This window comes from Variovorax sp. OV084, assembly GCF_900111625.1.
Taxonomy (GTDB): Bacteria; Pseudomonadota; Gammaproteobacteria; order Burkholderiales; family Burkholderiaceae_C; genus Variovorax.
In genome coordinates this window covers 1-24,279 of sequence record NZ_FOII01000030.1, presented here as the reverse complement: position 1 = coordinate 24,279, position 24,279 = coordinate 1, and the positions used below count along the sequence as shown (strand labels likewise).

Below are 24,279 nucleotides of genomic sequence, written 5' to 3'. Positions count from 1 at the left end.
AAGGACTGAGCGCCCGATTTTGCCGAGCGTGTCGGCGCGACGCATACTCGCTCGTCCTTGGGTGAGCAGGAACGAGGGACAACGAGCGCATCGCATGACCGACACCGCCTGGATCGCCACCACGCTGACCGCTTCGCGCCCCCGCGCGGTGGCGGCGCTGCTGCGCTACTTCCGCGAGCTGGACACGGCCGAGGAAGCCTTCCAGGAAGCCAGCCTGCGCGCCCTGCAGCACTGGCCCGCGAGCGGACCTCCCGCCGATCCGCTGGCCTGGCTGATCTTCGTCGGGCGCAATGCGGCGCTCGACGAGGTGCGCCGGCGCAACCGGCACGACGCGCTGCCCGAGGACGACCCACTCATCTCCGATCTCGAAGACACCGAGGCCCGGCTCGTCGAACAGCTTGACCACGCCCACTACCGCGACGACGTGCTGCGCCTGCTGTTCGTCTGCTGCCACCCCGAGCTGCCGCTCACGCAGCAGATCGCGCTGGCACTGCGCATCGTCTCGGGCCTGTCGGTGCAGGAGATCGCGCGTGCCTTCCTCGTCGGCGAAAGCGCGATGGAGCAGCGCATCACGCGCGCCAAGAAGCGCGTGGCGTCGGCCGGCATTCCCTTCGACACGCCGGGCCGGCGCGAGCGCGACGGGCGGCTGGCCGCCGTGTGCACCACGGTCTACCTGCTGTTCAACGAAGGCTACTCGGCCAGCGGCGGCACCGAGCACGTGCGCGCAGCGTTGTGCGAAGAGGCGATACGCCTCGCGCGGCTGCTGCTCGCGATCTTTCCCGACGAGCCCGAGCTGATGGGCCTTGCTGCCCTGCTCCTGCTGCAGCATGCGCGCGCCGATGCGCGGCTCGATGCCGGCGGCATGGTCGTGCTGCTCGAAGACCAGGACCGTGCGCGCTGGAACCGCACGCTGATCGGCGAGGGCCTTGCGCTGGTCGAAGGCGCGCTGCGGCAACGCCGGCCCGGCCCCTACCAGCTGCAGGCGGCCATCGCAGCCACCCACGCGCAGGCCACACGCGCCGAAGACACGAACTGGGCCGAGATTGACCGTCTCTACGTAGCGCTCGAAACCCTTCAGCCCTCGCCGGTCGTCACGCTGAACCGCGCAGTGGCCGTGCACAAGCTGCACGGGCCGCAAGTGGCGCTGGCGCTGACGGAACCGCTGGCCGGTGCACTGGCCGACTACTTCCACTTCCACGGCCTGCAGGGCACGCTGCTGATGCAGCTCGGCCACGGCGAGGAAGCCCATGCCGCCTTCGCGCGCGCCCTCGGCCTGGCCCGCACGGCGGCGGAGGCGGCGCACATCCGAACGATGCTCGACCGCCTCGGCGCGCCGCATTGATCGATCCTCCCGAACCACGAACCACAGCCAGAAAAAGGAAGACCATGCTCTATTCCATCCTCATCTACGGTTCCGAATCCGCGGTGGCCGCCTGGGAGCCCGGCGTCGAAGAGGAGATGCTCGATCGCCACACCGACCTGCGCGACGACCTGCAGGCACAAGGCCGGCTCGGCACGGTGCTGCGGCTGATGCCGAACGTAGCTACCACAGTGCGCCGCGCGGGCGACATGCACCCGCTGGTCACCGATGGCCCCTTTGCCGAGACAAAGGAACAGCTGATGGGCATCTACATCGTGGAGTGCGAAACCGTCGAGGAGACCACGCATGCCGCGCACCGGTTGGCCTTCGAGACCGGCGTGTTCGAGATCAGGCCGATCACCTGGTACGACCCGGGCGTGATTCCGGCGAGGATTCCGCAGGTCTGAAGCTGCGGAAGATTTTTTGGCGGCGTTGTCGGATCGCGCCGCCGCCGTCCGTCCTTGGCTGGAACGCCCGCATGTCGCGGGCGGCAACCCAAGGAGAAGACGATGTCCCAGACATTCAACGACCGGTGCTTGGTGATTCATGGCGGCAGCGGCGCCATCGGCGGCGCTGTGGCCCGCGCCTTTGCCCGCGAAGGCGCCCGGGTGTTCATCACGGGGCGCAACCGCGCCAGGCTCGATGCGGCGGTGCAGGCCATCGTGGCCGAGGGCGGCCGCGCCGAGGCGGCGGTGGTCGACGCACTAGACGAGCAGGCCATGGTCCGCCACGCCGGCGAGGTGGCCGAACGCGCCGGCGGCATCGACATCGCGCTCAACGCCATCGGTATCCTGCACGTGCAGGGCACGCCGCTGTCGGCGCTGTCGCTGGAAGACTTCTTCGTGCCCGTGCATGCCTATACCCGCAGCCCCTTTCTCACGGCCAAGGCCGTCGCGCCGCACATGGCAAAGCGCGGCGGCGGCGTAATCCTTTCAGTGTCGACACCGGCTTCGCGCCTGCCCGGCCCGGGCTATCTGGGCCACGCGGTGGCCTGCGCGGGCGTGGAGGCGTTGTCGCGCCACATGGCCGGCGAGCTGGCAGCCTTCAACATCCGCACGGTGTGCATCCGCTCGCACGCCATTCCCGAAGCGGCGTTCGGCGGCTCGCATTCCTACGAAGTGTTCCGCCCGGCCGCGGAGAGCATGGGGATCACGGTCGAGCAGATGCTCGCGGACAAGCCAGCCGGCCTGCTCGTGAAGCGGCTTCCCTCGCTCGACCAGATGGCAGCCGCCGCGCTGTTCGCCGCATCGGAAGGCGCTGGCGCGATGACAGGCGCGGTGCTGAACCTCAGCGGCGGCGTCACGCTGGACTGAGGGCGGCTCCCTAGAATCGCGCGGGTCATCCTGAACCTTGCCGACCTCCGCATGTCTCTCGAACTCCCGTCAGCGCCCGCATTGGCCGACGCACTCATCGTCGATCCGTTCTATCTCGCAATCTCCGCCGACTTCGAGCACGACATGCCGACCCGCAAGGCGGTGCTCGCCAGGTACTTCGCCTACTCGCTGGGCGAGGCAGCGCGAACCGGGCGCTTCCTGACGACGGAAGACGGCAAGCTCGGCGCGGCGGCCTGGCTGCTGCCGCGCACGAATGACGTCGACGCAGCCGAGTCGGCGGCAAAGAACGAATTCTTCGCGAGCACACTGGGCCCGCGCGGCTACGACAACTACCACCGCATCGTCGAATTCATGGCCGCGCGTGCGCCGGCCGTGGTGCCGGCGGGGGCCTGGTACCTGTCGATCCTCGGCATCTCGCCCGCCGCACAGGGGCGCGGGCTGGGTGCGCAGCTGCTGGCGCCAACGCTGGTCGAAGCCGACGCGGCAGGCGCGCCGTGCTTCCTGGAAACCTTCACGCCGCGCAGCGTGGCGTTCTACGAGCGGCTGGGCTTTCGCAGCGCGGCGGAACACCTGGAGCCGGTCACGAACTCGGCGTACGCGATCATGTGCCGGCCCGCCGCGGACATACTTCGCAACAACCACGGAAAATAAGCAAATACCGTTACCCGTCGCGCCGCGCTGGCCGAAGAATCCGCCGCATGTCCCCTCTCCCGATCGAAGACGCCGAACCCGTCTCGCTGAGCCCCGCCCTCATCGTCGAGGACGACCCCGCCATGCAGGCTCGCCTGCGCCACGTGCTCTCCACGCTCGGCTGCGACGAGGAGCGCATTGCGGTGACCGACAGCGTCGCCGGGGCGCAGCAACTGCTCGGCGAGCATGGCTACGGCGTGGTGCTGGTGGACATCGGCCTGCCCGACGGCAGCGGCGTGGAGCTCATCGGCTGGCTGCAGGCGCACCACCCGGGCATTCCGGCGGTGGTGATATCGGCCTGGCGCACCGAGGAAATCATCTTCGCGGCACTGCGCGCGGGCGCCATCGGCTATCTGCTGAAAGAGCGTGACGACGTCGAACTCGGCATCGCGCTGCGCAGCATCGAACAGGGCGGTGCGCCCATCGACCCCAGCATCGCGCGCCACATCCTCGCGTGGCTCGCAACGCACCAGCCGATGGCCGACGCGCAGGTGCAAGCCTCCGGCGCCGCACCCGCCGCCGATGGACTGGCCCCGCTGACGCGCCGCGAGCGCAAGATCCTCGAGCTCGTGTCGCAAGGCCTGAGCAATCGCGACATGGCCGAGTCGCTGTCGATCTCCAGACTGACCGTGGAATGCCACACCAAGAACATCTACCGCAAGCTGGCCGTCAATTCGCGCACCGAAGCCGTCTTTCAGGCGCGAAGACATGGCTTGCTGCGCTGACGGGCGCGCTGCTCCTCCTGCTTCTTGCGGCCAGCCCGGCCTTCGCCCAGGCAACCGCCGCGCCCGCGCTGCACGTCGAAGCCGTGCGCGGCACCGGCTGGAACGACACGGCCCCGCCCGCTGAAGGCTGGACACCCGTCACCCTGCCCGACAGCTGGGCCACGCGCTGGCCCGGCTTCGACGGCGTGGTCTGGTACCGCCTTAGCTGGGAGCAGCCCGAACAGGTGCGCGAAACCGGCCTGCTGCTGCACTACCTCAACATGGCCGGCGAGGTGTCGCTCAATGGCACGCCCATCTCGCGCGACGACAGCCTGGTCGAGCCGCTCACGCGCGCCTGGAACACACCGCGCCACTGGCTGCTGGCGCCGCCGCTGCTCAGGCCCGGCACCAACACGCTGCTGGTGCGCGTATCGGGCCTGTTCGCCTATCAGGCGGGACTTGGGCCGGTGAGCCTGGGCGCGCCGGCTGCGATGCAGGCAGAGTTCGAGCAGGAGCGCCTCGTGCGCCGCGACCTGCAGGTGCTGGGCCTCGCGGTGAGCGCGGCGGCCTCGGCCTTCTTCGCCGCCCTGTGGCTGCTGCGTCGGCGCGAGACGGCCTACGGATGGTTCGCGCTGATGTCCGTGCTGTGGCTGCTGTTCGGCTACAACCAGATCGCAACCAGCCCCTGGCCTTTTGCCAGCAACCACAGCTGGCAGGCGCTGAACATCTCGACGCTGCTGGTCTTCGGCGTTTCCTACGTCGTCTTCGCGCTGCGCTTCTGCGGGCGGCGCATGCCCCGGCTGGAGGGCGCGGCGCTGCTGGTCGCGGTGGTCGGCGTGCTCGACCTGTGGCTGGCGCCCCACGCAGACCTGATCGCGCACCGCGCCATCTGGACGCTGGTGGGCGGCTTCACCGTCATCGCGGTGAACGGCACCTCGATCGTCCACGCCCTGCGCCACCGAAACAGCCCGATGCGCTCGCTCGCGCCGTTCATGGCGGTGTCGGCGCTGACGGACGCGCACGACCTGCTGGTGTTCACGCAGGTGATCGACAGCAACACCTACTACACGACGATGTCTTCGTACATCCTGCTGCTGGGCATGGCGCTGACGCTGGCCGCGCAGTTCGTGAAGAGCCTCAAGCGCATCGAGAACTTCAACACCGAGCTGATCGAGGAAGTGAACGCGGCCAAGGCCGACCTCGCCGCCACGCTGGCGCAGCAGCACGCGCTGGAGCTGACGCATGCGCGCATCGGCGAACGCGTGAACCTGGTGAGCGATCTGCACGACGGCCTCGGCGGCATGCTGGTGGGCAGCATCGCCACGCTGGAGCGCACGCCCGAGAACCTCAGCGCGCCCGAGCTGCTCGCCATGCTCAAGCGCCTGCGCGACGACCTGCGGCTGATCATCGACGCCACCGGCCGCGACGACGGCGCCCGCGCGCTGGGCGAGCTGCTGGCGCCGCTGCGCCACCGCAGCGCGCAGCTGCTCGACGCCAACGGCATCGACTGCCGCTGGCAGGTGTCGGGCATCGACACGCTCGAACTGCCGCCTTCGCAGAGCCTCGACCTGATGCGCTTCCTGCAGGAGGCGCTGACCAATGTGCTCAAGCACAGCGCGAGCCGGCGCGTGGACGTGACCGTGGCGCGCGCGGGCGCCGAGCTCCGGCTCAGCGTGCGCGATGACGGGCGCGGCTTTGCGGTCGAAGGCACTGGCGAAACCGGCGGCGCGGGGTTGCGCAGCCTGCGCACGCGGGCGCGCCGCCTCGGCGCCGAGCTGCAGTTGCAGTCGCGCCCCGGCGAGACGCAGGTTGCACTGCGAATGCCGCTCGCGAGCTGACTAGAGTTCGAGCACCAGGCGCCCTTCGCAGGCACGCGAGCAGCAGGCCATCATCTTCGTGTTGGCGTCGCGCTCCGTACGCGTGAGCACCACGTCGCGGTGATCGACCTTGCCGGAGAGCACGCGCACTTCGCACGAGCCACACAGGCCTTCTTCGCAATCGCTCTGCACGTCGACGTTCGCGGCGCGCAGCGCGGTCAGCAGGGTCTGGTCGGGCGGCACGGTGAGGACGAGGCCGGAGTCCTTCAGCTCGACCTCGAAGGCGTGCTCCTTCGACGGATCGAGCGTGGCGAGTGTCGACTCGAAATGCTCCACGCGCAGCGCGCCTTCGGGCCACGCGGCGCAGCAGCTTTCCAGCGCTTCGAGCATTCGCAGCGGGCCGCAGGCATAGACCTGTGTGCCGGGCACGGGTTGCGCGAGCAGGGCCTTCAGATCGTTGCGGCGCCCTTCGTCGGCAGCGTGCACGTGCAGGCGTTCGCCATGCAGCGCGGCCAGCTCGTCGACGAAGGCCATGCTCGCGCGGCTGCGGCCGCTGTAGTGCAGTTCGTAGTCCATGCCCAGCGCCTTCGCGCGCCGCGCCATCGCGCTGACCGGCGTGATGCCGATGCCGCCGGCAATGAAGATCGCCTTCTTCAGCGACTCGTCGAGGCGAAAGTGGTTGCGCGGACCGCGAATGCGCAGCCGGTCGCCCGGCTTCACGTTCGCATGCACCCATGCCGAGCCCCCGCGCCCATCGGGCTCGTGCAGCACGGCGATTTCCAGCACGCCCGCCTCGTCGGCGTCGCCGCACAGCGAGTACTGGCGCGACAGCTCGGGCGTGCCGCATTCGACGTCGATGTGCGAGCCAGGCGTCCAGCGCGGCAGCGACTTGCCGTCGGGCGAGACGAGGCGCAGCTTGACGATGCCATCGGCCACCGGCGTCACGCGCTCGACCACCACGGGCCTCGCGATCGAATGCGCCGAAGGTTCGCCGATGCGCACGGGCACCTGCACATCGCGCAGGCCCTTGTTCGCGCGCTCGGGGTTGGCCGCCGGGTCCCATTCCACCCACAGGTGCTCGGGCCCGCGGAACGAAGTGTTCGGCACGTAGGTGAAGCGCTGCTCCGACAGCCGCATGTGCGGCAGCCGGCGCGTGAACTCCTCCAGGAAGATCTGCATTTCCATGCGCGCCAGGTTCTTGCCCATGCACTGATGCGAGCCGTAGCCGAAGGTCAGATGGTCGCTGGCGTTGTCGCGGCGGATGTCGAACAGGTCGGCATCGGCGAAGTGCCCTTCGTCGTGGTTGGCCGACGAGGTGACGATCAGCAGGCGCGAGCCCGCCGGCAGGTCGACGCCGTCGATCTGCGTGTCTTTCGTGACGAGCCGGCGCCATGCGGCCACCGAGCCGTTGTGGCGCAGGCACTCTTCCACCGCGTTGGGAATGAGCCCCGGGTCTTCGCACAGTTCGCGCCACACGTGGGGGTACTGCAGCAGCAACTTCATCGCGTTGGCCGTGGCGTTGGCGGTGGTCTCGTGCGCGGCCACGATGCCGGCCATCATCATCGAGTGCAGGTACGAGTCGGTCACCACCTCGGGGTGCAGCATCTGCTTGCGGATGCCGTACTGCATCCAGCCGGGTGCGTCGGGGTCTTGCCGCATCTTCTCGAGCACCTTGCCGGCGTACTGCCAGAAGCTGCCGACCGCGTGCGCCACGGCCACCTGCTCCTCGGGCTTCGGGCGGCCCCAGGTGTTGACGGTGTGCGCGATGGAATATGTGCGCAGCGTGTCCATGTCTTCCTCGGGCACGCCAAGGAAGTGCAGCGCCACGGTGAGCGGAATTTCCCACAGCATCTGGTCGACGAGATCGGCCTTGCCGTCGTCGATGAAGCGGTCGACATACGTGCGGGCCAGCTCGCGCACCATCGGCTCGTGGTGCTTCAGCGCCTCGGGAGTGAACGGGTCCATCAACGCGCGGCGGCGCGGCATGTGGGCGGGCTCGTCCTCGTTGACCAGCGTGCGGTTCAGCGCGAAGCCGTACGAGGCGAGCACCGCGTTGGCTTCCTCGCCGGTGGGCGTGATCTTTTCCAGCGCGTTCGACGGGCTGAAGGTGATGTTGTCGCGGAACACCGCCTTGATGTCCGCATAGCGCGTGAGCACCCAGTAGCCCAGCTTGGGGCTGTAGAAGATGGGCTCCTGCTCGCGCGCCCAGCGCACGTACTCGGGCGGGTCCTGCTGGTAGCCGTCTTCGAACGGGTCGAAGCCGGCGGCGCGCTGGCTCACTGGGCAGCCCGTGGGCGTGCGCTCGGAAGACAGCGGCCCGTGCGCGACGGGACAGCCGGAAGCGCGTGGTGGCAAGGCGGTGTCGGGCATGGCGGCAGACTCAGTCGAGGGTGATCTTCAGGTCGCGGATCAGCTTGTGCCAGCGCACGGTTTCGTTCTTCAGCAGCTCGGTGTACTGGGCTGGCGTGTTGCCCACCGGCTCCACGCCGAAATCGACCATGCGCGTGCGCACCGAGGGCTCGTTGATGGCCGCGACGATCTGGCGGTTGAGCGTGTTCACTACCTCCGGCGACGTGGCCGAGGGCACCACCACGCCGACCAGCGCGGCAGCCTCGACGTTCTTGTAGCCGAGCTCGGCGAAGGTGGGCACGTCGGGCAACTGCGGCAGGCGGGTGGGGTTGGCCACGGCCAGCGCGCGCACCTTGCCGCCCTTGATGAAGCCGGAGCCCGCGGCCAGATCGACCATCATGGCCGGCAGTTGCCCGCCGACCACGTCGGCCAGCGCCGGCGCGGCGCCGCGGTACGGCACGTGGACCATGAAGAGCTTCGCCTCCACCTTCAGCAGCTCCATCGCGAGGTGGTGCGGGCTGCCCGCGCCGGCCGAGGCGTAGTTGATGCCGCCGGGCTTGGCCCTGGCCTGGGCGATGAAGTCCTTGGCCGAGGCGAAGCCCGAGTTCGCGCCGACCACCAGGATCATCGGGAACTTGCCCATCAGCGTGACGGGCGCGAGGTCTTTCGTCGGGCTGTAGCTCAGCGACTTGTAGAGCGCGGGGTTGAAGACCAGCGTGCCGTTGTCGGCCGAGAGGATGGTGTAGCCGTCGGCCGGGGCACGCGCGGTTTCGGCGGCGGCCAGCGCGGTGTTGCCGCCGGGCTTGTTGTCCACCAGCACCGGCTGCGCGACCTGGGTGGACAGCGTCTGGGCGACCGTGCGCGCGAGAAAGTCGGAACCGCCGCCGGCCGCGTACGGAACGATCCAGCGGATCGGCTTGGCGGGAAATGTCTGGGCGTTTGCGCTGGCAGCAGCTGCCAGCGAAAGGATCACGGCAATGCACTTCTTCATGGGGGTGTCTCCTTATTGGATATTGTGTATTGCGTAATTATCATACGCATAGCGTAATCACAAAATCGCGGGTTTACCCGGCCATGCGGGCCGAGCACCTAACATGAAGGCGACATGACCTCATCTCCGGAACCCAGCTCCCCCCCTGCCCGCGAGCGCCGCCAGCGCGTGCAATCCGCCGAAACCGGCATGGCCGTGCTCAAGGGGCTGGCGCACCTGGGCGGCCGCAGCAGCCTCACGGCGTTGTCGACGCACGTCGCCGAGAGCCCGGCCAAGGTTCACCGCTACCTCGCCAGCCTGATGGAAGCGGGCCTCGTGCTGCAGGACGCCGCTTCGCAGCACTACTACCTGGGCACCGAAGCCATCCAGATCGGCCTGGCTGCCATGCGGCAGGCCGACCCGATCCGCGCGGCCGAGCCCTGCCTGATCCGCCTGCGCGAGTCGCTGGAGGTGACGTGCTTCGTCGCGGTCATGGGCAACAAGGGCCCGACCATCGTGCGTTTCGAGGAGCCGGGCCTGCCGGTGACGGTGAACGTGCGCGCCGGCTCGGTGATGTCGATGCTGTGGTCGGCCACCGGCCGCGCCTTCCTGGGTCTGCTCGACGAATCGCGCGTGCTGGCGCTGGCCGAGCAGGAGCTGGGCGAGGCCACGCCCGAAATGCGGGCGCAGCTCGACGCGAAAGACCCGATCGGGCATCTGCGCCGCGAGGTGCGGCAGGCGCACTGCGCCAGCGTGAAAGACACCTACCTGCGCGGCATCAGCGCCGTGGCGGCGCCGGTGTACGACTATGCGGGCCGGGTGTGCGCCGTGATCACCGCACTGGGCGCCACGGGGGGCTTCGATCCGGCCATCGACGGGCCCATTGCCACGGCGGTGCGGCAGGAGGCCCGGGCCGCGAGCGCCCTGCTGGGCGCTGCAGCCTGAAGCTTCAGGACTGGATCAGTCGGCCCAGACCACCGTGCCGGTCCACGCCGTGGCCAGCACCAGGATGCCGAAGGCAATGCGGTACCAGGCGAACGGAATGAAGTTGTGGGTGCTGATGAACTTCAGCAGCCAACGCACGCACAGCCAGGCGCTGATGAACGAGAACACCAGCCCCACGGCGAACAGCGGGATGTCGGCCATCGACAGCGCCGCGCGCTCCTTGTAGATGCTGTAGAGCCCCGCGCCGATCAGCGTCGGAATGGCAAGGAAGAACGAGAAATCGGTCGCCGCCTGGCGCGACAGGCCCAGCAGCATGCCGCCGATGATGGTCGAGCCGCTGCGGCTCGTGCCCGGGATCATCGCGAAGCATTGCACCAGGCCGACCTTCAGCGCATCCCACGGCGTCAGGTCGTCCACGTGCTCGACGCGCACCGAGCCCGGCGGCCGCTTCTCTGCCCACAAGATGATGAAGCCGCCGATGATGAAGGTGCTTGCCACCACGGTCGGAATGAACAGGTGCTCCTTGATGACCTTGCCGAACAGCAGGCCCAGCACCACCGCGGGAAGAAAGCCGATGAAGATGTTCAGCGCCAGGCGCTGTGCCTTCGGTTGCCGCGGCAATGCGACAACGGTCGATTTGATCTTCTGCCAATAGACCAGGATCACCGCGAAGATCGCGCCGGTCTGGATGGCGATCTCGAAAACCTTGCCCCGGTTGTCGCCGAAGCCGCCGAGCAGCGAGCCCGCAAGAATCAGATGGCCGGTCGATGAGATCGGAAGGAATTCGGTCAGCCCCTCGACGATGCCCATGACGGCGGCCTTGGCCAGCAAAACAATATCCACGCGTACTCCTTTTAAGAGCAGCCATTATCACGATGGGTCGGTCAGGAGGAATTCAGGATCCCCAGTTCCGGTGATGTTCAGATGCAGTGCGTTAACACAAAGTAGTGCATTACCGGGCATGTGTGATGTCCGAAGGAGCTTGCGCCAAATGCGAACGCCAATGCCCGCCAACGGGCACGAAGAACATAACTCGACCGTCGACGACCACGGCGAAGACCGTCGCAAGAATGCACAGGACCTCGAGCGCGAGCAGTGCGCCTCGATGCGGCGCGTTACCGAGGCCACCGGCGCGTCGGCCCACGAACTGCAGCAGCTGATGCAGCGGCTGCTCGACATCGACCGCTCGGGCTCGAGCGCCGGCATCGTCGCGCAGGGCCACATCGCGGCCGACCGCATGCAGTCGGGCATGCAGGCACTCGACCTCGGCGACGGCCACCTGGCCGAACAGCACGGCGATGCCGCGCAGAGCATCGACTTCTGGCTGCTCGAGCCGCTCGACCCGGCGCACGACAAGAAGTGGTACGCCCGCTGGAAGTTCTGGAGCTTCATCCTCGGCGTGTCCGGTTCCGAAGCCGCACTCACCCTGCAGGGCCTGGCGCTGCGCCCCACCGAGCCCGGCGACACGCACGCGGACCTGGTGGCCAAGGCGCGCAAGGTGCTGGAGGCCTGGCGCCGCACTTCGGAACCGCTCTTCTGGGCGGCCGTGGAATGCTACGTGCGGCAACAGTCGTTCTCGCTCGAAACACAGGCCTACCTGATGCACTGCATCGCCGCCATGTTCGCGGGCGACCCGATGAAGCTGTCGAACGCGCAGAGCGAACAGCTTGCGGGCGTTCTCACCGACACCTACTGCGACGCGCTGGGCACCTCGGCGAGCATGCCCTCGGCGGACATCTACCGACGCCTGTCGCAGGGGCTGGAGGCGACTGATCGCGAAACCGGCCTTACCCGCAACCTGGGGCGCAGCGACGCGGCCCAGATCGCGATCACGGCGCTGTTTTCGGTCATCGAAGGCTCGCGCTCACGCTACTGAGCCGTGCGCCGGCGCAGCGCGCGCACCGCGCTGTCGACCGTGGTCAGCACCGGCAAGCCGCTGGCGGTTTCGCAGGCAGCACGCGCCCTGGCCATGCTGAACTGCGCCAGTGCAATGCGCGTGCAGCCGCGCTCTCGCAGCGCCACAGCCTGCGCGGCGATCAAGGCATCGTGTCGCTGCACATCGCCGGCATTCAGGGCGTCGAGTGCACCCTCGGCCAGCGCGAGTTCGAGTGCTGTGCCTTGCGGAAACTCCGGCGGCATCGAAGCCAGCGTGGGCGCGAAGGTCGCGATCAGCCCCAACCGCCCCTGCCCTTGCGCCGCCTCGTCGACCATGGCCTCGTTGGGCTTGAGCACCGGAATGCCGGCGTGCCGCCGCGCCACCGCCTCGATGCACGGCCCGAAGGCCGAGCAGGTGAAGAGAATGCCCTGCGCGCCCGTATCGACCGCGTATTGCGCCAGGCGCTGGAAGCGCTCGTGCATCGCGGCGTCGAGCCCCTTGCCGTTGCGCGCCAGGTCGGCCGAGAGACTGTCGTCGAGCAGGTTCATGCGCACGGCCTCGGGCCAGTCGCGCGCGAAGGCTTCGTTGATGGGCGCGACGGAGTGCGAGAGCGCGTGGATCAGGGCAATGCGGGTCATGAATTCAGAGGCTCTTCAAAAGCTCAGATGCCCTTCGAAGAAGGATTGGCGAACGCTTCCTTCGTCTCGGCATTCAGCGGGTAGTTGATGTTGATGCCCTTCGGCGGAATCGGCGACATGAACCACTTGGCATAGAGCTTTTCCATCTCGCCCGACTTCATCATGCCCGACACCACGCGGTCGACCAGCGCCTTGAAGGCCGGGTCGTCCTTGCGGAACATCAGCGACTGATTCTCGGTGCGCAGGCTCTCGCCGGTGATGATGAAGTCCTTCGGGTTGCGCGCATTCGCGATCTGCCCGGCCAGCAGGATGTCGTCGAGCACGAAGGCCTGGGCGCGGCCGCTTTCCACCAGCAGGAAGGAGTCGCTGTGGTCCTTGCCCGCGAGGTTGTTCACTTCGAGGCTGCGGCCGCGGTCGGCCTCGCGCAGCAGGCGGAACGAGGTGGTGCCGCTGGTGGTGGCCACCGTCTTGCCCTGCAGGTCGGCAATGCTCTTGATGCCCGAATCGGCCTTCACCAGCATGCGCACGTTGTAGCGAAAGATGTCCGGCGAAAACGCCACCTGCTTCTGCCGCTCGACCAAGTTGGTGGTGGAGCCGCATTCGATGTCGACCGTGCCGTTCTGCACCAGCGGAATGCGGTTGGCCGAGGTAACGGCCTGGTACTTGATCTCGATGGCCGGCATCTTCAGCTCGCTCTTCACCGCCTCGACGATGCGGTTGCAGATCTCGATGCTGTAGCCCACGGGCTTGAGGTTGCCGTCGAGGTACGAGAAGCCGAAGGACGACTCACGGTAGCCGAAGGTGATGGCGCCGCTGGCCTTGATCTTGGCGAGCGTGTCGCTTTCCTGGGCCTGCGCGGCCGTGAGCGGCATGAAGGCTGCAAAAATCACCGCGAGCGCGGCACCAAAGGGAAACGGCAGACGAAGCTTGGGCATGGAACGCTCCTCGGAACGATGGTTGAAGAAAAAGCGGACGGGAAAGTGGTAGCGCTCAGCGCGCGGCGGCGCGTGTGACCGCATCGATGGAGGCCGCGAGCCGCGCGGCGATCTCCTGCAGGTCTTGCCGCGTGGCAATGAAGGGCGGCGCGAGCAGCACGTGGTCGCCCAGCCGGCCATCGACCGTGCCGCCGAAGGGGTAGCACAGCAGGCCGCGCGCCATGGCGTCCTTCTTGACGGTGGCGTTGACCTTCAGCGCCGGGTCGAAGGGCGTCTTGCTCGCGCGGTCGGCCACCAGCTCGATGCCCCAGAAAAAGCCGCGGCCGCGGATGTCGCCCACGTGCGGGTGCGCGCCCAGTGCATCGGCCAGCATCGCGCCGAAGGCAATGCCGTCTTCGCGCACCTTGGCGACCAGCCCGTCGCGCCGGATCACCCGCTGCACCGCGAGCGCAGCAGCGCAAGCCATCGGGTGGCCGAGGTAGGTGTGGCCGTGCTGGAAGAAGCCGCTGCCGCTGGACATGGCCTCGACGATGCGGCGCTGCGCCAGCACCGCGCCTACCGGCTGGTAGCCGCCGCCCAGGCCCTTGGCGACGGTCATGAGGTCGGGCACCACGCCCTCCTGCTCGCAAGCGTGCAGCGAGCCGGTGCGACCCATGCCGCACATCACCTCGTCGAGGATCAGCAGCACGCCGTACTTGTCGCACACCGCGCGCACTGCCTTGAAGTAACCCGGCACCGGCGTGAGCACGCCGGCCGTGGCGCCGCCGACGGTCTCTGCCACGAAGGCGATCACGCGGTCAGCACCCTGCGCGAGGATGGCCGCTTCGAGCTCTGCCGCCAGGCGCAGGCCGTACTGCCCGGCGCTTTCGTCATCGCGTTGCTCGCGGTACGGGTAGCAGGGCGACACGTGCGTGGCCGGCACGAGGATGGGTGCGAAGGGCTCGCGACGCCATGCGTTGCCGCCCACGGCCAGCGCGCCCAGCGTGTTGCCGTGATAGCTCTGGCGGCGCGCAATGAAGTGCGTGCGCTGCGGCTGGCCGATTTCGACGAAGTACTGCCGCGCCATCTTCAGCGCCGACTCCACCGCTTCCGAGCCACCGCTCACCAGGTACACGTGGCTCATGCCCTCGGGGGCGGAGCCGATCATTTCGTCGGCCAGTTGCTCGGCCACTTCACTCGTGAAGAAGCTGGTGTGCGCATAGGCGAGCTTGTCGATCTGTGCGTGCATGGCGGCCAGCACCTCGGGGTGCGCATGGCCGAGCGACGACACCGCCGCACCGCCAGAGGCGTCGAGGTATTCGCGGCCTTCGGCGTCGCGGATGAACATGCCGTGGGAGCCGGCGGCAACGGGCGGGGTCTGGCGAAGGTGGCGGTGGAAGACGTGCGTCATGGGGGCTGGCAACTGGATTCGAAGGTTGGAACTAACGTTTCCGCCGGATTATTATTTGGAACATTTGTTCCGTCAACTGCCGCCATTCGACCCCTCCGGTACATTTGTTCCAACGACAGCCGAAGAGAGACACCGCCATGGGCGCCCGAGAGCAGATCCGCCAGCGTTTCAACGAACTGAGCCCCGCCCTGCAGCAGGTGGCGCGCTACGTGCTCGACCATCCGAACGAGGTGGTCACGGGCTCGATGCGCAACGTCGGCACGCGCTCGCAGAGCACGCCCGCCACCCTCGTGCGTTTCGCGCAGCATCTGGGCTTCGAAGGCTGGCCGCAGCTCAAGGAGGCCTTCGCCGCCGACATGGGCCTGGGCTCCGCCGAAACCTACGGCGGTCGCGCCAAGCAGCTCGTCGGCCGCGCCAAGGACCAGACGCTGACCGGCGAAATGTTCGAGGTGCAGCGCCGCAATCTCGAAGCCACGCACCAGCAGAGCGAGCAGGCGCTGCAAAAGGCCTGCGCGCTGATCGAGAAGGCCCCGGCAGTGCACGCCGCGGGGTTCAGGGCGTGCTTTCCGATCGCTTTTTCATTCGTCTACGTGTACCGGCTCTTCCGCGCCAGCGTACACCTTGTCGATGGCCAGGGCGGCTCGCTGGAAATGCAGCAACGAGCCTTCGCCAAGGGCGACGCGCTGGTGGTGGCGAGCTTCGTGCCCTACTCGCGCGAGGCGCTGCAGGTGGCGCAGGCGGCCAAGGCGGCGGGTTGCCGCATCGTCGCCATCACCGACAGCGTGACCTCGCCGCTGTCGCTGCTGGCGGACGAGACGCTGCTCTTCACGATCAACAGCCCCTCGTTCTTTCCGTCGGTCGCGGCCGGGGTGGCTGTGACGGAAGCGCTGGTCGAGCTGCTGGCCAGCCGCGCGGGCAAGCCGGTGATCCGGCGCATCGACCAGGCCGAGGCGCAGCTGTTCGAATCGGGGGCCTACCTCACGCCGCCGGCGGCGCGCGGCAGCTAGGGCCAGGAGCTCAGATCAGCGCCCGGGTGCGGCCGGCGGCCTGCTGGCTCAGGTGAAGCACCAGCAGGTCGCGGTTGGCGATGATGTGGTCGCGCATGGCGGTTTCGGCGCCGGAGGCTTCCTGCCGGCCCAGCGCCTCGACGATGCGGCAGTGCTCTTCCAGCGCCTGCAGAGCCTGCTCGTGGCGGTACAGCTGCATCGACGCGTCGCGGTTGTGCGGACGCAGCTTGCTGTCGAAGATGATCGGCAACTGGCTGGCTCGCTGCACCGCCTCGGTCAGCCAGCGGTTGTCCGCCAGTGTCAGCAGCTTGCGGTGAAAGGCCTGGTTCAGGTCCTGCCAGCACTCGGCCCGAACGTCAGTCCATTCGCCTCTGCCGTGCAGCACTTCGTACTGCTCGTCGAGCATGGCCGTCAATTGCGCCAGGGCTCCGCCTTCGAGACCGCGCTCGCTGATCAGGCGGCAGCACATGCCCTCCAGCGTGGCGCGCACGCTGAAGGCGTCGAACACGTCCTTGGCGTTGAAGCGGCGCACCTGGAAGCCCTTGTTGGGCAGATACAACAGCAGCCCCTCGTCGGCCAGCCGCGCCATGGCGCCGCGCACAGGAGTGCGCGACACGCCAAGCTCGTTGGCGAGCGAAATCTCCATCAAATGGGAGCCAGGGGCGATCACACCATCGAAGATGCGATTGCGCAGCGTGTCGGCCACGGACAACGCTCGTGTCCGAGAGGGGTCTGGGGGGGTCATCGAAAGTCGGGAACTAGGGGGCGCCGGAAGCGGGTCGCGCGGATGGTACGGCCGCGTACAAAAGCTTCATATCCCCGATTTCCGTAAAAATTTTATTCCGGGACTTTTTCGATGATTACTTCAAATTTATTAACTTTTGTAAACTTCTCTTCAGCTGTACGCGTTAACCCGCCCCCGGTAGCCCTTTCGGACAGCCTGCCTATCTGGCAATGATCCAGTCGGCGATCTGCGGGACAACTTCGCGATCGAGCCCGTTGAAGCCGTGATACGCCATGGCCTCGCACGGGTCGCCCCTGTTCTCCCCGCCCTTGAAGCTCAGCAGCGCCTTCCTCGGCGAGTTCTCGAGCTTTCCCATGAGGACAGGCACGTTGGCAAACGCACAGAGCGCGCAGCCATCCTGCTCGTGATGGACGACGAGAACGGGAACCCGGATCTTTTCCAGCGGCATTGCCGGAACGGGCCGTCCCCTGTCGTCGGTGAGGATGGTCGAGCTCAGCACGATGCCGTCCGGCCCTTCAGCGCCCGCGAGCTCGGTCGCGACGTATGCCGCGGACTGCGTACCCCGGCTGGTGCCCACAAGCCACACAGGCACCTTGGATTGCTCTCGCATCCACGCAATGACCGCCTTGAGGTCGGCCGCATGCTCCGACTTCTGGCGAAAACCGCTGAGGTAGGGCGGACTCAGCCGGTCGGACGGAGCATCGACGACGGCGACCATGAGCCCTTGGTCCGCAAACAGCTGCCGCGTGCGAACGAGAAAATTCCCGGCGCCCCAGTTGAACGAACCATTGGGAAAGATCTGCAGCCCGCCGTGCCCGCCTGCGAGCAGGATCACAGCAGCCCTTGGCGCTGGCGACGACAGCACGAGCATCCGCTGCGTTACGCCTGGCCGGGTGGGAATGTCGACCACCTTCTGCGTGGTCTGCGCCTGGGCTGGCGAAACCAGTGCGATCAGGAAGAGAAAGCCCGCGATCCAGTACCTGGCAATGTTGCGCATCGACGATCTCCTGGGGGTACAGCTTTGAGTCCGTTTGCCGGCCGACCTGCATAATCGCGCCCTTTTTCCCTAGGGACGCCAGATGAATCTGGAAATCGCGCAATCCACGCCGACGGCGGCAAGCATTGCGAAGCTCGTTCAGGCGCACTACGGCCTGGGCGAAGTGGTCGAGAGCGAGTTCCTGCGGCGCAGCTTCAATCAAGTCTATCGGCTGAGCTTTGCCAGCGGGCGACGTGCCGTGGCACGGCTCTGCGCCGAGCGGCCCCGAGGCGGCCCCAACATGCTGTTCGAATCAGCCGCGCTGCAGCATTGGGCGCAGGCCGGATGCCCCGTATCCCGTTGCCTGCCCACCGCGGACGGTGAAGTCGCCATCCACGTGTCGCTACCCGAGGGCTCCCGGGCGCTGATGCTGTTCGAGTATCTGGACGGAGAGTTCACCGGCGACTCGGCCGATGACATCGGAGCCTTTGCGCACGGACTGGCCGCCTTGCACATTGCGGGCGAAAGCTACCAGGGGCCGGCCAGCAGCTATCACCTGGACCTGGACTACCTGCTGCTGCGCCCGCTGCAGGGCCTGTTGCACGCTCCGACCATGACCGCCGAGTTGCGCCCGCAATTCGAGAGGCTGGGCCAGCGGCTGCACAGCGACGTCCTGGCATTGGGCGAGCTCAGCCGCGTCCTGTGCCACGGCGACGCGCACGGCAGCAACAACTTCATCGTGCGCGGTGCGCAGGAGCAGCACGAGGCGGTGTTCTTCGACTTCGACGAGGCGGGCCCCGGCTACCTGGCCTATGAACTGGCGGTCTATCCGTGGAGCCTGCATCCGCGCACGCCCGATGGCGTACTGAGCGACAAGGCAACGGGGCAGTGGCGGAACTTCATATCCGCCTATCGCGAGGCCCGGCCTGTCGCCGATGCCGACCTCGCCGCCATCGCACGCTTCATGGCGGTGCGGCAGATCTGGCTGCTGGGAGAGTGCGCAGGACGGGTTCCTGTCTGGGGCTCCCAGACCATACCGACCGACTATCTCCGCCGGCAGGTGACCATGCTGCGCAAGTGGGAAACATTGGAGTTGCCACTCTAGTAGGGCCCGGAACCCTCCCCTGCCAGCGCAAGTCAAACCGCTTGTCGCGGCGCCTTGTCGCGACAGGAGGTAATGACCATGAAGCAAGTGAAGCATTGGCAAGACCCCGTCAACGCCGTCGCCGGCGCCTGGCTGATCGTCTCGCCCTGGGTCCTGGGCTTTTCGGACCTGACGCCCGCCATGTGGACGATGGTGGCGACCGGCATCGTGCTCGGCGCGGTGGCGCTCGGTGCGACCTTCGTGCCCCGACAGTGGGAAGAATGGACCGAGGTCGCGCTGGCGGCCTGGCTCGCGATATCGCCCTGGGTGGTCGGCTTCCGTGGCGTCGAGACGGCGATGGTCAATGCGGTGCTCGTCGCCGCGGTGATCCTCGTGCTGGCGCTCTGGGTGCTGGTGACCGACAAGGACTATCTGGGCAACATCAGCGACCGTCCAGCACATTGACCTGAGCGCCGGGCCTGAGGATGGGCCCAGTGCCCATCCTTCATATCGATCAGCCGCTTACTGCGTGCGCGAAGCGGCGGGTTGCGGTGCTGCCGCGTCCGCTTTGGCGTTGTTGCCGTCGCCCATCCACCCAGCCTGCCAGCCTCCGCCCATCGCCTGGATCAGCGCGATGGCCGTGGTCTGGCGACTGACCTGCAGCTGCACAAGCGTGCGCCGCGCGCTCAGCGCGGCGGCCTGTGCGGTGACCACGTCGGTGTAGCTCACCTGCGCGGCGCGATAGCGGTTCAGCAACTGCTGCTCGGTCTTGTCTGCCGCAGCCGAGGCCTCGCGGCGAAAGCCCTCCTGCTCGGCGAGCGTCGCGCTCGCGGTGAGCTGGTCTTCCACGGCCTGGAAAGCCGTGAGCACGGTCTGCCGATAGCGCGCCACGCTCGACTCGTAGGAGGCCTTGGCCGAATCGACGTTAGCCGCGATGGCGCCCGCGTCGAACACCACCTGCGCCACCGAGAAGCCCAGCGACCACAGCGAGTTGGCCGAGCTGAACAGGTCCTTCACGCGGCTGGCGCTGCTGCCGACCGAGGCAGTGAGGCCGATGTTCGGAAAGTAGGCTGCGCGCGCAATGCCGATCTGCGAATTGGCTGCCGCCACGGTGCGCTCGGCGGCCGCGATGTCGGGCCGGCGCTGCAGCAGCGTCGAGGGCACGCCGAGCGGCACGCCGGGCACCACGGGCGTCCATTGCGCGGCCGGCAGGCTGAAGTCGGCCGGCGCCACGCCCAGCAACGCGGCAATCGCGTGCTCGTAGGTGGCGCGCGTGCGCTGCAGGCCCACGCGCTCGGCCTTGGCGTTGACAAGCTGCGTCTGCGCCTGCAGCACATCGGTCTGTGCGGCGATGCCGGCCTGATAGCGGTTGCTCGTGATCTCGAAGGCGCGCTGGTAGCCCTGGATGGTTTCGTCGAGCAGCACGATCTCCGTGTCGGCCTCGCGCAGCGAAAAGTAGTTGGTGGCCAGGTCGCCGATGGCCGACAGGCGCGCCGCGGCCAAGTCGGCCTCGCTCGCCTGGGCATTGGCCTGGGCGCTGCTCACGGCTTCGCGCAGGCGGCCCCACACATCCGGCGTCCAGCTGGCGCCCAGCGTGGCCGAGAAGGCATTCGACGGACTCGACGTGCTGCTGCCGCCCACCGTGCCGGAGCGCTTGCCGCTGCCGTCCAGCGACACCGACGGGAACAGCGCCGCCCGCTCGCCGCGCACCAGCGCCTGGGCCTGCGAATAGTTGGCCACCGCCGCAGCGATGTTCTGGTTCGACACCTGCACGCGGCCGGCCAGTTCGTCGAGCGTGGCGTCGCCGAACAGCTTCCACCATTCGCCGCGGTCGAGCGCATCGGCCGGCGCGGCGGGCAGCCAGCCTTCGGCGGTCTTCTGCTCCTTCCAGTTGACGGAAGCTGCGGTGGTGGGCTGTTCGTAGCGCGGGCCGACGGAGCAGCCGGCGAGCACAGCAGCCAGAGCGAGCGCCGAGAGCGGGAAGCGGCTCGCGCGGAAGGAGGAAAAGGAAAGCAGTGCGTTCATGGCGGTGTTGTTCTCAAGCTGGCGCGACCCGGCTCAGTTCGTGTTCGTTCTTGCCGCGGCGGCGCAATTTGTCGAGCAGCAGATAGACGACCGGCGTCGTCAGCAGGGTCAGCAGCTGGCTGGCGATCAGCCCGCCGATGATGGCCACGCCCAGCGGCCGACGCAGCTCGGCACCCTCCCCGAAGCCGATGGCCAGCGGCAGTGCGCCCAGTGCGGCCGCCAGCGTGGTCATCAGGATCGGGCGGAAGCGCAGCAGGCAGGCCTCGCGCACCGCCTCCAGCGGCGAGAGCCCGCGCGAGCGCTCGGCTTCCAGTGCGAAGTCGATGATCAGGATGGCATTCTTCTTCACGATGCCGATCAGCAGGAACACGCCGATCAGCGCAATGATCGAGAACTCCATGCGGAACATCAGCAGCGCCAGCACCGCGCCCACGCCAGCCGACGGCAGCGTCGACAGCACGGTGATCGGATGCACCAGGCTCTCGTACAGGATGCCCAGCACGATGTAGATCACGATCAGCGCGGCCAGGATCAAGATGGCCTGCTGGCCCTGCGACTGCTGCGCGCTGGCCGCCGTGCCGGCGAAGGCGCCGCGCACGTTGGTGGGCATCGCGATGTTGGCCTCGGCCTTGGCGATGGCCTCGCGCGCATCGCCGAGGTTCGCGCCTTCGGCGAGGTTGAACGAGATGGTGGTCGCCAGTTCGCCGTCCTCGTGGCTCACCGAGGTGGCGACGGATTGCTCTTCGAACTTCGCCACCGCCGACAGCGGCACGAGCGCAGTGGCCGTGTTGCTCAGCACGTTGCCGGTCGATGCGCTGCGCAGGCCCGCGTTGGCCGACACCGGCACGGAGGTGCTGCTGGCCGTGCTCGAGGACGACGACGAACTTGAACTCGTCGACGTCGTGGTGCTCGCCGCCACCTGCGTGGTCACGGTCTGCCCCGCCACCACCGTCGTCTTGGTGGCCGGCACGTAAACGTCGCTCAAGGCATTGGGACTGCGCGAGTAGCGTGGAGCCCACTCCATCACCACGTGGTACTGGTTCAGCTCGGTGTAGATGGTCGCCACCTGCCGCTGCCCGAAGGCGTTGTAGAGCGCGTTGTCGACGGCTGTGGACGTAAGGCCCAGCCGGCGCGCGCTGTCGGGGTCGACCTTGGCCACCGTCTCCACGCCGTTCTCGTCCTGGTCGGTGTCGATGTCGGTCAGCACCGGCTGCATCTTCAGTTCGTCGGACAACTTCAGGGCCCAGGTGCGCAGATCGGCGAGGGAATCGCTCTTGAGCGTGTACTGGTAGGTGGAGTTGCTGGCGCGGCCGCCCGAGCGCACGTCCTGCACCGTGCCCAGGAACACGCGCAGGCCGGTCACTTCGTTGAGCTGTGGCCGCAGCCGCGCGATCACGGCCAGGCCGCTGTCCTTGCGCTGGTTGGCCGGCTTCAGGTTGACGAACATGAAGCCGCCCCCTGCCCGGCCTGCGCCGGTGAAGCCCACCACGGTGTCGACCGCCTCGTCCTTGCGGATGATGTCGACCACCTGCCGCAGCTTGGCGGCCAGCGCCTGCGACGAGATGCTCTGGTCGGCACGCAGGCCGCCGTTGAGCTGCCCGCTGTCCTGCTGCGGGAAGAAGCCCTTGGGCGCGGCGCTGAAGAGATACACATTGAGCCCGACCACCGCCACCAGGATCAGCATGACCAGCCCCTTGCTGTCGAGCGCCCAGTCGAGGCTGGTCTCGTAGCGCTTGAGCACCCAGTCGTAGCTGCGTGCCGCCATGCGCCCGAAGCGGCCTTGCGGCTTGCTCTTGTCGTGCTCGCCACCGGGCTTGAGCAGCCACGCGCACATCATGGGCGTGGTGGTCAGCGAGATGACGAGCGAGATCATCACCGCCGCCGACAGCGTCACCGCGAACTCGCGGAACAGCCGGCCGACCTGCCCGCCCATGAACAGCAGCGGAATGAACACCGCCACCAGCGACACGCTGATCGACAGCACGGTGAAGCCCACTTCCTTCGCGCCCAGCAGCGCCGCCTTCATGCGCGTCATGCCCGACTCGATGTGCCGGCTGGTGTTTTCGAGCACCACGATCGCGTCGTCCACCACGAAGCCGGTGGCCACCGTGAGCGCCATCAGGCTCAGGTTGTTCAGGCTGAAGCCCAGCAGGTACATGACCCCGAAAGTGCCCAGCAGCGCCGCCACCGTGGCCACCGCGGGCACGATGGTCGCGCGCACGCTGCGCAGGAACAGGCTGACCACCAGCACCACCAGGATGACGGAGATGACCAGCGTGAGCTCGACCTCGCGCAGCGAGCCGCGGATGGAGTTCGTGCTGTCCGACGCCACCTGCAGCGTGACGTCGGGCGGCAGCTGAGCCTGCAGTTCGGGCAGCAGCGCGCGCACGCTGTCGACGGTCTCGATGATGTTGGCCGAGGGCTGCCGCGTGATCAGCACGATGATCGCGGGCTCGCCGTTGAACAGGCCGAGCGTGCGCGTGTCTTCCACGCCATCGACCACCTCGGCCACGTCCTGCAGGCGCACGGCCGCGCCGTTGCGCCAGGCGATGACCATCGGGGCGTAGTCGCTGGCACGCAGGGCCGGTGTCTGCGTGTAGATCTGCAACTTGCGGCCCTCGCCCTGGACCATGCCCTTGGGACGGTTGGCGTTGGAGGCCTGGATGGCGGCGCGCACGTCTTCGGTGCTGATGCCGTAGCGGCTGAGCGCGAACGGCAGCAGTTCGATGCGCACGGCTGGGAGCGAGCCACCGCCGATTTCGACGTCGCCCACGCCATCTACCTGGGACAGGCGCTGGCTGACGATGTTCGAGACTGCGTCGTAGATCTGGCCCGGGGTCTTGGTCTTGGACGTGAGGGCCAGGATAATGACCGGCGAGGCGGCGGGGTTGGCCTTGCGGTAGGTCGGGTTGCTTCTCAGTGTGGCGGGCAGATCGACGCGGCTGGCGTTGATGGCGGCCTGCACTTCTCTGGCGGCGCCGTCGATGTTGCGGCTCAGGTCGAATTGCAGGGTGACTCGGGCGGAGCCTACCGAGCTGGTGGACGTCATTTCGTTGACGCCTGCGATGGTGCCCAGGTGGCGCTCCAGCGGGGTTGCTACGCTGGTTGCCATCGTTTCAGGGCTCGCGCCCGGGATCGATGCGCGTACTGAGATTACTGGGTAGTCGACCTGGGGGAGTGGCGAAACTGGCAGCACAAAGAATGCTGCAATGCCTGCCAGTGCTACACCGATGGTTAGCAGGACTGTGCCTATAGGGCGGCGGACGAAAGGCAATGAGAGATTCATCGCGGCTCTCCTTGCGGAGGGCGGAGGCCGGGTCTCGCCCCGGCGGGCGAGCTACTTTCTTTTGCTTCGCCAAAAGAAAGTAAGCAAAGAAAAGGCGACCCTGCTGTCTGCGTCCCTACGCTTCGCTTCGGGCAACCTGCGGTGCTCG

The 24,279-nt window shown here is 67.6% G+C and carries 21 protein-coding genes; 11 read left to right on the top strand and 10 right to left on the bottom strand.

Annotated features, from left to right (window positions below):
• Positions 1-94: 94 nt before the first annotated feature.
• The 6 genes from BMW87_RS32840 (at position 95) to BMW87_RS32815 (ending at position 5,926) form a co-directional block, all read left to right on the top strand.
• Positions 95-1,342, top strand: a complete 1,248-nt coding sequence (locus BMW87_RS32840) for an RNA polymerase sigma factor (protein WP_093082393.1) — start codon at positions 95-97, stop codon at positions 1,340-1,342.
• Between the two features lie 44 nt (positions 1,343-1,386).
• Entirely contained in the window at positions 1,387-1,767 is a 381-nt protein-coding gene (locus BMW87_RS32835; protein WP_093082391.1) for a YciI family protein, read from the top strand.
• 102 nt (positions 1,768-1,869) lie between these two features.
• The gene (locus tag BMW87_RS32830) at positions 1,870-2,673 is read left to right on the top strand and encodes an SDR family NAD(P)-dependent oxidoreductase (RefSeq protein WP_093082388.1); all 804 of its coding nucleotides are present in this window, start codon (positions 1,870-1,872) and stop codon (positions 2,671-2,673) included.
• Positions 2,674-2,724: 51 nt separating this feature from the next.
• A complete protein-coding gene (locus BMW87_RS32825; protein WP_093082385.1) occupies positions 2,725-3,345 on the top strand; it encodes a GNAT family N-acetyltransferase in 621 nt (206 codons plus the stop codon).
• Positions 3,346-3,392: 47 nt separating this feature from the next.
• Positions 3,393-4,109: a response regulator transcription factor gene (locus BMW87_RS32820; RefSeq protein ID WP_093082383.1), complete on the top strand. Its 717-nt coding sequence runs from the start codon at positions 3,393-3,395 to the stop codon at positions 4,107-4,109.
• Positions 4,019-5,926, top strand: coding sequence for a sensor histidine kinase (locus tag BMW87_RS32815; RefSeq protein WP_093082380.1), 1,908 nt, complete (start codon positions 4,019-4,021; stop codon positions 5,924-5,926). Before BMW87_RS32820 ends, BMW87_RS32815 begins: the two co-directional genes overlap by 91 nt.
• Here BMW87_RS32815 and BMW87_RS32810 read toward each other — a convergent pair whose 3' ends face one another.
• Complete coding sequence (locus BMW87_RS32810; RefSeq protein WP_093082378.1) at positions 5,927-8,275, bottom strand: cytochrome P450/oxidoreductase; 2,349 nt, start codon at positions 8,273-8,275, stop codon at positions 5,927-5,929.
• Between the two features lie 10 nt (positions 8,276-8,285).
• A complete protein-coding gene (locus BMW87_RS32805) occupies positions 8,286-9,245 on the bottom strand; it encodes a Bug family tripartite tricarboxylate transporter substrate binding protein (protein WP_093082375.1) in 960 nt (319 codons plus the stop codon).
• A gap of 114 nt (positions 9,246-9,359) precedes the next feature.
• Here BMW87_RS32805 and BMW87_RS32800 point away from each other — a divergent pair, with 114 nt between their 5' ends.
• Positions 9,360-10,169: an IclR family transcriptional regulator gene (locus tag BMW87_RS32800; protein ID WP_093082373.1), complete on the top strand. Its 810-nt coding sequence runs from the start codon at positions 9,360-9,362 to the stop codon at positions 10,167-10,169.
• A gap of 15 nt (positions 10,170-10,184) precedes the next feature.
• Here BMW87_RS32800 and BMW87_RS32795 read toward each other — a convergent pair whose 3' ends face one another.
• A complete protein-coding gene (locus BMW87_RS32795; protein WP_093059047.1) occupies positions 10,185-11,012 on the bottom strand; it encodes an undecaprenyl-diphosphate phosphatase in 828 nt (275 codons plus the stop codon).
• A gap of 148 nt (positions 11,013-11,160) precedes the next feature.
• Here BMW87_RS32795 and BMW87_RS32790 point away from each other — a divergent pair, with 148 nt between their 5' ends.
• The gene (locus BMW87_RS32790) at positions 11,161-12,045 is read left to right on the top strand and encodes a hypothetical protein (protein ID WP_093059046.1); all 885 of its coding nucleotides are present in this window, start codon (positions 11,161-11,163) and stop codon (positions 12,043-12,045) included.
• On the opposite strand, the gene BMW87_RS32785 is transcribed toward BMW87_RS32790, so the two are convergent.
• The 3 genes from BMW87_RS32785 to BMW87_RS32775 are packed head-to-tail and all read right to left on the bottom strand — an operon-like array spanning position 12,039 to position 15,008.
• Positions 12,039-12,683: an aspartate/glutamate racemase family protein gene (locus BMW87_RS32785; RefSeq protein WP_093082370.1), complete on the bottom strand. Its 645-nt coding sequence runs from the start codon at positions 12,681-12,683 to the stop codon at positions 12,039-12,041. The two genes, BMW87_RS32790 and BMW87_RS32785, sit on opposite strands and share 7 nt — an antisense overlap.
• A 23-nt stretch (positions 12,684-12,706) precedes the next feature.
• Positions 12,707-13,618 carry a transporter substrate-binding domain-containing protein gene (locus BMW87_RS32780; protein ID WP_093082453.1) on the bottom strand — a complete coding sequence of 304 codons (912 nt, stop codon included), beginning with the start codon at positions 13,616-13,618 and terminating at the stop codon, positions 12,707-12,709.
• 55 nt (positions 13,619-13,673) lie between these two features.
• The gene (locus BMW87_RS32775; RefSeq protein WP_093082368.1) at positions 13,674-15,008 is read right to left on the bottom strand and encodes an aspartate aminotransferase family protein; all 1,335 of its coding nucleotides are present in this window, start codon (positions 15,006-15,008) and stop codon (positions 13,674-13,676) included.
• A 137-nt stretch (positions 15,009-15,145) separates the two neighbouring features.
• Here BMW87_RS32775 and BMW87_RS32770 point away from each other — a divergent pair, with 137 nt between their 5' ends.
• Positions 15,146-16,015, top strand: coding sequence for a MurR/RpiR family transcriptional regulator (locus tag BMW87_RS32770; RefSeq protein WP_093082365.1), 870 nt, complete (start codon positions 15,146-15,148; stop codon positions 16,013-16,015).
• A gap of 10 nt (positions 16,016-16,025) precedes the next feature.
• On the opposite strand, the gene BMW87_RS32765 is transcribed toward BMW87_RS32770, so the two are convergent.
• Together BMW87_RS32765 and BMW87_RS32760 are read right to left on the bottom strand one after the other, a co-directional pair.
• Complete coding sequence (locus tag BMW87_RS32765; protein ID WP_177192905.1) at positions 16,026-16,721, bottom strand: GntR family transcriptional regulator; 696 nt, start codon at positions 16,719-16,721, stop codon at positions 16,026-16,028.
• A 238-nt stretch (positions 16,722-16,959) separates the two neighbouring features.
• On the bottom strand, positions 16,960-17,757 hold the full coding sequence (locus BMW87_RS32760) for an alpha/beta hydrolase (RefSeq protein WP_093082360.1): 798 nt from the start codon (positions 17,755-17,757) through the stop codon (positions 16,960-16,962).
• Positions 17,758-17,839: 82 nt separating this feature from the next.
• Between BMW87_RS32760 and BMW87_RS32755 the strand changes: the two genes are divergently transcribed.
• The gene (locus tag BMW87_RS32755; protein WP_093082357.1) at positions 17,840-18,841 is read left to right on the top strand and encodes a phosphotransferase enzyme family protein; all 1,002 of its coding nucleotides are present in this window, start codon (positions 17,840-17,842) and stop codon (positions 18,839-18,841) included.
• A gap of 78 nt (positions 18,842-18,919) precedes the next feature.
• Positions 18,920-19,285, top strand: coding sequence for an SPW repeat protein (locus BMW87_RS32750; protein WP_093059100.1), 366 nt, complete (start codon positions 18,920-18,922; stop codon positions 19,283-19,285).
• Positions 19,286-19,342: 57 nt separating this feature from the next.
• Here the strand turns inward: BMW87_RS32750 and BMW87_RS32745 are convergent, their stop codons facing one another.
• Together BMW87_RS32745 and BMW87_RS32740 are read right to left on the bottom strand one after the other, a co-directional pair.
• Positions 19,343-20,845: an efflux transporter outer membrane subunit gene (locus BMW87_RS32745; RefSeq protein WP_093082355.1), complete on the bottom strand. Its 1,503-nt coding sequence runs from the start codon at positions 20,843-20,845 to the stop codon at positions 19,343-19,345.
• 13 nt (positions 20,846-20,858) lie between these two features.
• Complete coding sequence (locus BMW87_RS32740) at positions 20,859-24,131, bottom strand: efflux RND transporter permease subunit (protein ID WP_093082351.1); 3,273 nt, start codon at positions 24,129-24,131, stop codon at positions 20,859-20,861.
• Positions 24,132-24,279: the final 148 nt, after the last annotated feature.

Coding starts and splice junctions, on each gene's coding strand:
- BMW87_RS32810 (WP_093082378.1), bottom strand. CDS start 8,275: ATGCCCGACACCGCCTTGCCACCACGCGCTTCCGGCTGTCCCGTCGCG.
- BMW87_RS32790 (WP_093059046.1), top strand. CDS start 11,161: ATGCGAACGCCAATGCCCGCCAACGGGCACGAAGAACATAACTCGACC.
- BMW87_RS32805 (WP_093082375.1), bottom strand. CDS start 9,245: ATGAAGAAGTGCATTGCCGTGATCCTTTCGCTGGCAGCTGCTGCCAGC.
- BMW87_RS32760 (WP_093082360.1), bottom strand. CDS start 17,757: ATGCGCAACATTGCCAGGTACTGGATCGCGGGCTTTCTCTTCCTGATC.
- BMW87_RS32820 (WP_093082383.1), top strand. CDS start 3,393: ATGTCCCCTCTCCCGATCGAAGACGCCGAACCCGTCTCGCTGAGCCCC.
- BMW87_RS32770 (WP_093082365.1), top strand. CDS start 15,146: ATGGGCGCCCGAGAGCAGATCCGCCAGCGTTTCAACGAACTGAGCCCC.
- BMW87_RS32835 (WP_093082391.1), top strand. CDS start 1,387: ATGCTCTATTCCATCCTCATCTACGGTTCCGAATCCGCGGTGGCCGCC.
- BMW87_RS32815 (WP_093082380.1), top strand. CDS start 4,019: ATGCCACACCAAGAACATCTACCGCAAGCTGGCCGTCAATTCGCGCAC.
- BMW87_RS32830 (WP_093082388.1), top strand. CDS start 1,870: ATGTCCCAGACATTCAACGACCGGTGCTTGGTGATTCATGGCGGCAGC.
- BMW87_RS32800 (WP_093082373.1), top strand. CDS start 9,360: ATGACCTCATCTCCGGAACCCAGCTCCCCCCCTGCCCGCGAGCGCCGC.
- BMW87_RS32775 (WP_093082368.1), bottom strand. CDS start 15,008: ATGACGCACGTCTTCCACCGCCACCTTCGCCAGACCCCGCCCGTTGCC.
- BMW87_RS32780 (WP_093082453.1), bottom strand. CDS start 13,618: ATGCCCAAGCTTCGTCTGCCGTTTCCCTTTGGTGCCGCGCTCGCGGTG.
- BMW87_RS32755 (WP_093082357.1), top strand. CDS start 17,840: ATGAATCTGGAAATCGCGCAATCCACGCCGACGGCGGCAAGCATTGCG.
- BMW87_RS32825 (WP_093082385.1), top strand. CDS start 2,725: ATGTCTCTCGAACTCCCGTCAGCGCCCGCATTGGCCGACGCACTCATC.
- BMW87_RS32750 (WP_093059100.1), top strand. CDS start 18,920: ATGAAGCAAGTGAAGCATTGGCAAGACCCCGTCAACGCCGTCGCCGGC.
- BMW87_RS32740 (WP_093082351.1), bottom strand. CDS start 24,131: ATGAATCTCTCATTGCCTTTCGTCCGCCGCCCTATAGGCACAGTCCTG.
- BMW87_RS32785 (WP_093082370.1), bottom strand. CDS start 12,683: ATGACCCGCATTGCCCTGATCCACGCGCTCTCGCACTCCGTCGCGCCC.
- BMW87_RS32840 (WP_093082393.1), top strand. CDS start 95: ATGACCGACACCGCCTGGATCGCCACCACGCTGACCGCTTCGCGCCCC.
- BMW87_RS32745 (WP_093082355.1), bottom strand. CDS start 20,845: ATGAACGCACTGCTTTCCTTTTCCTCCTTCCGCGCGAGCCGCTTCCCG.